Genomic DNA, 9,241 nt, shown 5'->3' on the forward strand with positions numbered 1-9,241 from the left:
TTGTTTGTGGAGATTCTGTCCAGGATGCAGATGGAAATTGGTACGATATAGTAAAAATCGGCAGTCAATGCTGGATGGCTGAAAACCTGAATGTAGGCACTTATGTACCCATTGCAACAGGACAAGCAGGAGCAGGTACACAAAAATATTGCTATGGAGATAATACTGCCAATTGCACCACTTTTGGCGGCTTATACGAGTGGGATGAAATGATGGACGGTTCATTCAGTTGCAATGGAACAGCCCCGCCACCTGATAACAATGTGAAGTGTTCACCACCTGTACAAGGCATCTGCCCTACCGGCTGGCACGTACCCTCACATTACGAATGGACCTTATTAGAAAAAAATGTTGGCAACAACCCGGGCGCTTTCCCTTACGATATAACTACAACCGGAGTATGGCTTGGTACAAACGAAGGCAGCAACCTGAAACAAACCGGCACCACCAACTGGACACCTACCAACACAGGCGCCACCAACAGTAGCGGTTTCACGGCCCTTCCGGGTGGCTCCTCCGGGGCTGGCGCGTTCGGCAGTGTTGGTGGCAGCGGCTTCTGGTTGAGCGCTACCGAGTACAGTGGCACGGATGCCTTGATCCGCGTCCTGTCCTATAATAACGCTAAGGTGACCCGCGGTAACTCTAATAAGGCCAACGGCTTTAGCGTGCGTTGCGTAGAGGACTAGACTATTTGTCAATTTGACAATTTGTAACTACAAGAATAATTTTTTAAAAGAATAGGTTCTGTTGTAAAATGTTTTTGGTTTTATAACTTTGCGTTATAATGATATATCCTAAAACAGTCTCCCTTAATAAGAGTTGGCAGCGGCAGCAGCAGGAGGCAGGACTGCCAACTGCCGCTGCCTACTGCTGCTTGTTTGTAAGGGGGTTAGGGGTCTGTTATAAAATCAGGGGTATTGTATTTACTCTATTTAATAATGTGGTAGGAAATTGGAATGAAGATGTTTTTGAAAACATTTTGACAGATGCTTTAAGATATAATGATTTCAGAGTTGAACAACAAAAAGAGTTTGTTAAACATTATAATTGTAACAATGGATTAATCATTAACTTTAATAATACATTAGTAGATTTCAGATTCATTTAAAAAATTATTCTTGTAGTTCTACAATCGCAGTAACTACTCGTACTTGTGGTCATCTACCGGGAGTGGTTCGAATGCGTGGTACCGGTACTTGAAGTACACAATCACGCAGGTCAACCGGAATACCAACAATAAGGCGTACGGCTTTAGCGTGCGATGCGTAGAGGACTAGACTATTTACCCGCGAATCGGGTCGGAATTTTTTTAGAAATACAAACAATTTATGAAAATAAAGGCTATAATCGAAAAAGAAGTGCATTATGAAAAAGAACGAAGTTTATAAATATATTTCATCCAATCCTAAAATAATGCATGGCAAACCATGCGTGAATGGGACAAGGATACACGTCTCATTGGTTGTTTCAATGTTAGCTGATGGAATGACGGAAGAACAAATATTAAAAGAATATCCGTCATTAAGGCAGTGCGCAGAAATAACTTGGCATTCTGGCTTGTTCTTTTGTCCTTTTTCTTCGTTACAAAATCCTTGAATAGCTGTGCTATTCAAGGATTTTGTGCCTTGAAAAAGAACAAAATTACTACGCCATCTCTACCAACTTATTTCTGCGCACTGCCTAAACAAGCAAAGTATTAAAGCATCATTAAAATATGCTGCAATAATGTGCGATTTCAGACAAGTACCATTATGAAAACTTTCTTTCTTCTGGATGAGAATATAACTTTTGAACTTATTCAATTTAATCTCGATGATTCTAATACAGAAAATTTAACAACATATATGAGAGATGTTATGGATAAATTTGGTAATGAATTCAATATTAAAAGGCTGATTATAGTAAATAACGAGGGCTTTGATATTTATCCTTGATTAACACAGATAACCAGACATGCCATTTCTTCAAGAAATGGCATGTCTTCTGTAATATACTACAAATGAAAGATTACCTGGATTAATGAAAACGAATAGTGAAAGAATTAACCTGGTGGGAGCACGCTAAGCAGCGAATTAAAGAACGTAAAATTACTTTTGAATTGATAAAACAAGCAATAGAAAACCCTGATCAAATTATTAAAGAAGATAAACTCAAAATTATCCATAAAATATATAACGATAAGAAAAAAGATAAGCAATATTTACTACGAATTTTTATTAAGGAAGAACCTAAAAGGATAATTATACGTTCTGTTTATCGTACATCAAAAATCAAAAAATACTGGAGGGAAGAATTATGAAAATAAACTATGATCCACAGGCAGATGCTCTTTATATTTATTTAAGAAAAGGAAATATTGATGAGAGCGATGAGGTTGCACAAGGTGTCATAATAGATTATGATGCTAAGGGCCAACCCTTGGGGATAGAATTTCTTGATGCTGCAAAACTATTTGGTGGTAAAAGGGAAATGCATGTTGAGCTGTCTTTGACAGAAAATATTAAGAAGTAAGCAGGGAAAAGCCGGTAAAATCTTTTTATAATAGTTATTACTGTTTACCCCGCAAAAAAGAAAAAATATTATAAACAAAAATGAAAACTACATATAGTAAAGATGCGGATGCATTATTAATAAAACTACATGATGCAAAACCCCATTATGGTGATGATATTGGAGATGGCATCATCATCCATTATGATAAAAATGATCATCCGGTGGAAGTTGAAATTCTACATGCAAAAAGGTATCTTGTAAATTGGTTAGAGCAGGCGCTTGACGTAAAGAGTATAAGTTCCGGAAGTGCTTGATCTGACGCTGCTCCTTCAAGCGTCCACGCTTGAAGGGCGGCCTGTGTTACGTCAGGTAGTTTCAAGCGTGGACGCTTGAAATAGCGGGGGGAAATAATGTAAATAAATGAAATTTGACTGGGATCGTGCAAAGAGTGATAAAAACAAGATAAAACATGGAATTGATTTTACGGCAGCTAAAGGGATGTGGGATGATAAGAAGCGTATTGAAATTCATGCTCCATATCCTATTGAAGAACGTAATATTATTATAGGCAAGTTTAATAATAAGCTATGGACTGCAATATATACTACACGGGGCAATGTGATAAGAATTATTTCAGTGAGACGTTCAAGAAAAAAGGAAGTCAAGTTATATGAAAAAGGCCAAACAAGCTAATAGTATTACAGAATTTGATACTCGCTTTGATCGTGGTGATGATATTCATGATCTTATAGATATTTCACGTGCCATAGTTATTCATCATGGTAAAAAAGTACGCATTACAATGGATATTGCTCAATCACTTGTTAAAGAAATTGATAAAATAGGGAAACAAATTGGTATTGATCCGGATGCATTAATAAAAATTTGGCTTTATGAAAGGATCAAGAAAGAAAGAACTCTTTAATTCAAATTAATTATTTATGAAAAAATATATCATTCTTATAACCAGCATTATTTTAATTTCTAACGGATCAACCGCCCAAAAGGTTCTTTCTACAGCAGGTAAGCACCTCTATGGTTCCAAAGCGTCACTGAACAGCACAATCGGAGAACCAATTATCAAAACCTTAACAGGCGCCAACAGCGCCTTATCGCAGGGGTTTCATCAGCCGGGCGTTCCGTGTGAGCTAAATGCCATTTTTTCAGGTACAGATGTATCCTGCTTCAGCGCCAGTGACGGTACAGCGGCCGTAACCATTTCAAGTGGCGCTCCACCCTATACATTCGCATGGTCGCCCTTAGTCAGCGCTGACTCAACCGCTGACAGCTTATCCGCAGGTGTTTATATGGTAATAGTAACCGATTCAAACGGCTGCGCTGCCACCGACTCTATCACCATCAACCAACCCGACTCGCTCTCCGTGTCTTTTACCACTACGCAGGCATTGTGTGGCGGAGTTTGCGATGGGCAGGCCACAGTAATTGTCACCGGAGGTACTCCCACCTATGCAACCCTTTGGAATGACCCTGTTGGCCCGATAACGCCAACGATCACAAATTTATGTGCCGGTACGTATTCAGTAACAGTGAGTGATTCCAATGGCTGTACAACATCTGGAAGTGTTATCATAACGGATTCATTAACACTTACCCTGATAACTTCCGCTTTAAATGCATCATGCAGCTCAGTATGTGACGGCATTGCAACAGTAACACCAACTACCGGTGCAAGTCCGTTTAATTATCTCTGGGATGATCCTGCGGGGCAAACCAACAATATCGCCAACAATCTTTGTGTGGGAAATTACAGCGTTGTGGTTACCGATGCAGCTGGCTGCACAGATACAGCAAGCGCCACTGTAAATGCTTTGACGGAACTATTGCTTAGTGTAACAACAACAAACGCCACCTGCGGAATAGCTGACGGAAGCGCCACGGTTTCTGTAACTGGCGGAACATCGCCTTTTGCCTATACATGGTCAAATGGTGATTCACTTGCCACTGCTGACACCCTTTCTGCGGGTGTTTATATTGCAACTGTGATTGATGCGAATGGCTGCTCCAATTTTATAGCTGCCGCGGTTAGTGATTCAGGAGGACCTGACTTGCTTGATAATGTTATAAATGTATCATGTTATGGAGGTTCGGATGGAGCCATCACTACCTTTATCAGCGGAGGCACACAACCCTACACTTTCTTATGGTCAAATGGTGATACAACCCAAAATATCTCCGGATTAGTGGCAGGCCCTTATGAGCTCACTGTCAACGATGCGGCAGGTTGTATTTCCAATGCAAGCATCCTTGTAAGCCAGCCTGACCCGCTCAATATGTCCATATCCGCTAATGATGCAAATTGCAGTCTGTCAGATGGCAGTGCAACAGTGAGTGTGAGTGGAGGTACCTTCCCTTACAGCTACTCGTGGTCTTCAGGAGGTATAGATTCAAATGAAACAGGCTTAACGGCAGGAAATTATTTTTTGTCAATTACTGATTCGAAAAATTGCCAGGATTCTGTAACCGTATCCATAAGCAATATCGGTGGTCCTGTGATAACTGTTGATTCCACTGCCGATATTAGCTGCGATGATACTACCGGGGGATATATTTACATAACAGTAACAGGCGGCGCAACGCCATATCAATATAACTGGTCTGATGGATCCGTTACAGAGGATCTCATTAATGTACAGGGAGGCCCATATAACCTCACTATTACGGACAGTATAGGATGTATTGCCACGACAAACATAACAATTGCAGGGTCAAACCCCGTATCGGTTCCGATTTGCGTTGTGACGGTTGACAGCGCTACGGGCAAAAACCTGATCGTCTGGGAAAAGCCTCAAACACCGAGGATCAAAGCGTACAATATTTACAGGGAAGGTTCCATACCCGATGCCTATTTTCTTGCAGGAACGGTACCAGCCAATGCGCTGAGCACTTTTATTGACAGTGTATCCAATCCTATACAAAGAGCCTATAGGTACAAAATATCAATCACAGACTCCTGTGACAATGAATCGGAATTGAGCGATGTTCATAAAACAATGCACCTCAACATCAATGAAGGCATCAACAACTTAATTAACCTGATCTGGGATGATTACCAGGGCTTCAGCTATTTTACTTATTATGTTTACAGATACACAACATCTGCTGGATGGGAAGTGCTGGATTCTTTACCGATCACTCTTACATCATTTACAGATCCATCACCGCCTCCGCAAAACCTCTGGTACCAGATTGAAATAAAGTACCCTGATCCTGCTGGCTGCCAGCCTACCAAAACTTTTGTGCAGGCAGGTAATCCAAGCACGGCTAAGGTACTAGTCTACAATTCTGCCAGGTCAAACGTTTCCAACCGGCTTTTACCAAGCGGTATAAGCCAGTTACAAGCTACAAATTTCGAGTTTCGGGTTTACCCAAATCCATATACCGGTAAAACAGAAATTACCTATTTGATAAATGAAAATGCTGACCACGGTTGGATAAAAAACAGAGCCAACGGGGTAAATGTGAAATTAGAGGTTTTTAATCTACTTGGTGATAAAATACAGGTGTTGGTCAATGAAATGCAAAATAGCGGGAAATATAAATATAGCTTCAGTGCAGCAGAATTGGGATATTCCACGGGAATTTATATATTAAAACTAAGTATTAATGATAGTTTTTACATTAAAAAATTGATTGAGTATTAAATCGCATAGCGCAGATAGTACCCACAAGCATACAGTATCCAGTACCCAAACTTTTTACTTTTTACTTTTTACTTTTTACTTTTATCCAACGTCCAGCACCCAATATCATTTCACAAAATCCACACGCTCTAATTTCAGCATATTCATTGCATCCACTTCCAGACCTGACACATAATTCTGGGTCAGCCTAACCACTTCATCATAATATAGCACGATCACCGGTGCCTCGTCCATCACTATTTGGTCCATCTGCTGATACAATTCATAGCGTTTTTTTGTATCATTTTCAAGCTGGGCTTGTTCATACAGTTTATCGAACTGTTCATTCTTAAAATGAGTTTTATTTGGTCCTGCCGGTGCAAAATTTTTGCTGTAAAACATAGCCAGATAATTCTCAGCATCAGGATAGTCGCCCAGCCAGGATGCCCTGAAAAATTTTATCCTCCCGTTATCTACCATCTCCTGGTGCGTGGCAAACGGGTTTACATCAATGCTCACCTTCACTCCAATACCTGCCCATTGTTTTTGCAAATATTCTGCGATTAGCATGTAGGGTGCATTTGTATAAAGCTTTAGCTCAAAACCTTGCCCTTGAGGGTAGCCTGCTTGCTTTAAAAGCTGCTGTGCCAGGTCAGGCATGTAATCATAACCCTTTACTTTATCCGCGTCAAAAGACGGAAGTGCAGCCGGTACGATGCCTGAAGTGCCGGAAATGCCAATATTGTAACGTAAATAAGTGATCAATTCTTTGCGGTTGATAGCATAGCTCAATGCTTGTCTTACCCTTTTATCCAGCAGGGGATGTTTCCGTCCCTCGCCACCTGTCCCGATTTTATCGGGATAAAACTTTTCATCCAACTGAAATCCAAGATATTGCGTATGCAGATAAGGGGCTTTTTGAAACCTGAACTTATCAGCAAATTCTTCCTGAACCGAACCATCCGCGTTAAGGATCAGGTCTTTGGGAAAATCTTCTGACCAGGACAGAAAATCAAGCTTCTGCTGCTGAAAAGTAAAAAACGCCTGGGTATTGTCTCTGATAAAAGAAACCTGGACTGCATCGAGATAGGGTAATTGGATGTTGCCGGCCTTCGGCTGGTCACCCGTAGGGTGAGATTTCGGGTTTCGGGTTTTGAGTTTTGAGTTTTGGGTTTTAAGCACTTTTCTCCAGTAATATTGATTTTTTAAAAACGCCATGGTGGTGCCTTCGTCCCAGGTATTAAAAATAAAAGGACCGCTGCCAACAGGGTTTGTACGGAAATCTTTACCGTACCGGTCAATAGCCTCTTTTGGCACTACGTATGCATAAGGCATGGCTAATATTTCCAGAAAAGGCGGGAAAGGATTTTGCAAATATATCTTTAAAGTATAATTATCTGTGGCTTTAAAACAGGTATCTTCAATTTCCCCGGATTCATTTCTTAGCACCTTATCATTAAAAATCCATGCGCCAGTACTTGCGGTAACCGGATCAATGATCCTCTTAAAACTGTAAACAAAATCTTTTGCCGTAACATTTCTGCCTTTAATGGAAGACGGACTCCCAGCCGGGCTCCCACTAAAAACTTCGCTATCATGAAAATATACATCATCTCTTAAAAAAAAAGTATAGTAAAGTCCATCTTCAGATATTTGCCATGATCTGGCAATACAGGGGACGATCTCAAGTTTCAGGTTCAATTCAACCAGCCCGTTATACAATTGGTTCACAGCCCAGATATTTGCCTGGTTTCTTGCAAAAGCAGGATCCAAAGAGCTCAATCCTTCTGCCTGGTTGTATCTGAATATTTTTAGGTGCTTGTCTTTTTCGCTGCTGCTTACGCAACTACTGAGAATTAAAATAGGGAGAATGAAATTTGTAAATAGACTTTTCATGATATTTTTTTTCTCCAAATAAAATCATATATTTGCACAAAAAAAATCATAAATAATGAAAACTACACTAATTATCCTCAGTATTTTACAATGAATGAGATAATAAAAATAAAAGTGTTAGATAATTATAAAATCTGGTTGAAATTTAAAGATGGAGTTACAAAAACGGTTAACTTTCGCCCTTTCATAGGTAAAGGATTTACCCGTGAAATTTTAAATTCTGAATATTTTAAAAAAGTAAAAATAGAAAGCGGTGGCGGATTGACTTGGCCAAATGGATATGATTTTTGTCCGGATTTTTTAAAGGACCACGTTGGGGATGAAGAATTAGTTAATAAATAGAAATTGATCAATTTACTTTTTACTTTAGTAAATAATAAAATGTAAAAAAGAAGAAAATTATGGAAATCACATACTACGGACATTCATGTTTCCTTGTAAAAATAGCTGATCATAAAATTTTGTTCGATCCTTTTATCAGTCCTAACCCGTTGGCATCAAAAATTGATGTGAATAAGGTCGAAGCAGATTTTATACTTTTGTCGCATGCGCATGAGGATCATATTGCGGATGCGGAGCAAATCGCCAAAAGAACAAGTGCAACAATTGTATCAAATTTTGAAATAACCACCTGGTACAACAACAAAGGCATTGAAAAAACACATCCGATGAACCACGGGGGCAAGAAACATTTTGACTTCGGTACCGTGAAAATGGTTAACGCTGTCCATTCTTCCAGCTTTCCCGATGGAAGCTATGGCGGCAACCCGGCTGGATTTGTCATTGAAACAGGCGGCAAGATATTTTATTTTGCCGGTGACACAGCATTACATTATGATATGAAAATGATAGGCGATCAAAATAAGCTGGACTTTGTCATGCTCCCGATCGGTGACAATTTCACTATGGATATTAATGATGCAATAGTCGCTGCCACATTCGCAAATACCAAAAAGATCATCGGCATGCACTACGATACTTTTCCCTACATTGAAATTGACCACCTTGAAGCTATTACGACAGCAAAAAGAAATGATAAGGAATTGATTTTGATGGATATTGGGGAGAGCCGGGAAATTTAAGTAAAAAGTAAAAAGTAAAAAGTAAAAAAAAAGTAAAAATTTCGTTAAAAGAAATGAGAGAATCAAATTATTGGTTAAGAATATTTAAAGAGCAACTAAATAGGCGATATACAAAAGTGCCATTACCTG

Annotated in this window: 13 protein-coding genes; 12 read left to right on the plus strand and 1 reads right to left on the minus strand. The window is 39.5% G+C overall.

What is annotated here, in order from left to right; all coding sequences use genetic code 11:
- The 10 genes from FVQ77_16580 to FVQ77_16625 all read left to right on the plus strand — a co-directional run.
- A partial coding sequence (locus tag FVQ77_16580) for a hypothetical protein (protein MBW8051917.1) occupies positions 1–686 on the plus strand: 686 nt, incomplete at its 5' end.
- A 98-nt stretch (positions 687–784) separates the two neighbouring features.
- Positions 785–1,108 carry a hypothetical protein gene (locus FVQ77_16585; GenBank protein ID MBW8051918.1) on the plus strand — a complete coding sequence of 108 codons (324 nt, stop codon included), beginning with the start codon at positions 785–787 and terminating at the stop codon, positions 1,106–1,108.
- Between the two features lie 257 nt (positions 1,109–1,365).
- Positions 1,366–1,596: a DUF433 domain-containing protein gene (locus tag FVQ77_16590; GenBank protein MBW8051919.1), complete on the plus strand. Its 231-nt coding sequence runs from the start codon at positions 1,366–1,368 to the stop codon at positions 1,594–1,596.
- Positions 1,597–1,727: 131 nt separating this feature from the next.
- On the plus strand, positions 1,728–1,934 hold the full coding sequence (locus tag FVQ77_16595) for a hypothetical protein (protein ID MBW8051920.1): 207 nt from the start codon (positions 1,728–1,730) through the stop codon (positions 1,932–1,934).
- A 95-nt stretch (positions 1,935–2,029) separates the two neighbouring features.
- The gene (locus tag FVQ77_16600; protein ID MBW8051921.1) at positions 2,030–2,299 is read left to right on the plus strand and encodes a DUF4258 domain-containing protein; all 270 of its coding nucleotides are present in this window, start codon (positions 2,030–2,032) and stop codon (positions 2,297–2,299) included.
- Positions 2,296–2,511 (plus strand): DUF2283 domain-containing protein, encoded by a 216-nt coding sequence (locus tag FVQ77_16605; protein ID MBW8051922.1) that lies wholly within the window; start codon positions 2,296–2,298, stop codon positions 2,509–2,511. The genes FVQ77_16600 and FVQ77_16605 overlap by 4 nt, the downstream gene beginning before the upstream one ends.
- Before the next feature lie 80 nt (positions 2,512–2,591).
- A complete protein-coding gene (locus FVQ77_16610) occupies positions 2,592–2,807 on the plus strand; it encodes a DUF2283 domain-containing protein (GenBank protein ID MBW8051923.1) in 216 nt (71 codons plus the stop codon).
- A gap of 106 nt (positions 2,808–2,913) precedes the next feature.
- Positions 2,914–3,186 carry a BrnT family toxin gene (locus FVQ77_16615; GenBank protein MBW8051924.1) on the plus strand — a complete coding sequence of 91 codons (273 nt, stop codon included), beginning with the start codon at positions 2,914–2,916 and terminating at the stop codon, positions 3,184–3,186.
- Positions 3,164–3,418 (plus strand): CopG family transcriptional regulator, encoded by a 255-nt coding sequence (locus tag FVQ77_16620; protein MBW8051925.1) that lies wholly within the window; start codon positions 3,164–3,166, stop codon positions 3,416–3,418. Before FVQ77_16615 ends, FVQ77_16620 begins: the two co-directional genes overlap by 23 nt.
- A 16-nt stretch (positions 3,419–3,434) precedes the next feature.
- The gene (locus FVQ77_16625) at positions 3,435–6,155 is read left to right on the plus strand and encodes a T9SS type A sorting domain-containing protein (GenBank protein ID MBW8051926.1); all 2,721 of its coding nucleotides are present in this window, start codon (positions 3,435–3,437) and stop codon (positions 6,153–6,155) included.
- Positions 6,156–6,260: 105 nt separating this feature from the next.
- Here FVQ77_16625 and FVQ77_16630 read toward each other — a convergent pair whose 3' ends face one another.
- Positions 6,261–8,006, minus strand: coding sequence for an ABC transporter substrate-binding protein (locus FVQ77_16630; GenBank protein MBW8051927.1), 1,746 nt, complete (start codon positions 8,004–8,006; stop codon positions 6,261–6,263).
- Positions 8,007–8,120: 114 nt separating this feature from the next.
- Between FVQ77_16630 and FVQ77_16635 the strand changes: the two genes are divergently transcribed.
- Together FVQ77_16635 and FVQ77_16640 are read left to right on the plus strand one after the other, a co-directional pair.
- Positions 8,121–8,372, plus strand: a complete 252-nt coding sequence (locus tag FVQ77_16635; protein MBW8051928.1) for a DUF2442 domain-containing protein — start codon at positions 8,121–8,123, stop codon at positions 8,370–8,372.
- Between the two features lie 59 nt (positions 8,373–8,431).
- A complete protein-coding gene (locus FVQ77_16640; GenBank protein ID MBW8051929.1) occupies positions 8,432–9,112 on the plus strand; it encodes a metal-dependent hydrolase in 681 nt (226 codons plus the stop codon).
- The last annotated feature ends 129 nt before the right edge of the window (positions 9,113–9,241 follow it).

This window comes from Cytophagales bacterium (assembly GCA_019456305.1).
GTDB lineage: Bacteria > Bacteroidota > Bacteroidia > Cytophagales > VRUD01 > VRUD01.

What these genes read in the sequence shown, in the direction of transcription:
- FVQ77_16590 (MBW8051919.1), top strand. Translation starts at nt 1,366, where the DNA reads ATGAAAAAGAACGAAGTTTATAAATATATTTCATCCAATCCTAAAATA.
- FVQ77_16585 (MBW8051918.1), top strand. Translation starts at nt 785, where the DNA reads ATGATATATCCTAAAACAGTCTCCCTTAATAAGAGTTGGCAGCGGCAG.
- FVQ77_16605 (MBW8051922.1), top strand. Translation starts at nt 2,296, where the DNA reads ATGAAAATAAACTATGATCCACAGGCAGATGCTCTTTATATTTATTTA.
- FVQ77_16610 (MBW8051923.1), top strand. Translation starts at nt 2,592, where the DNA reads ATGAAAACTACATATAGTAAAGATGCGGATGCATTATTAATAAAACTA.
- FVQ77_16635 (MBW8051928.1), top strand. Translation starts at nt 8,121, where the DNA reads ATGAATGAGATAATAAAAATAAAAGTGTTAGATAATTATAAAATCTGG.
- FVQ77_16625 (MBW8051926.1), top strand. Translation starts at nt 3,435, where the DNA reads ATGAAAAAATATATCATTCTTATAACCAGCATTATTTTAATTTCTAAC.
- FVQ77_16620 (MBW8051925.1), top strand. Translation starts at nt 3,164, where the DNA reads ATGAAAAAGGCCAAACAAGCTAATAGTATTACAGAATTTGATACTCGC.
- FVQ77_16615 (MBW8051924.1), top strand. Translation starts at nt 2,914, where the DNA reads ATGAAATTTGACTGGGATCGTGCAAAGAGTGATAAAAACAAGATAAAA.
- FVQ77_16640 (MBW8051929.1), top strand. Translation starts at nt 8,432, where the DNA reads ATGGAAATCACATACTACGGACATTCATGTTTCCTTGTAAAAATAGCT.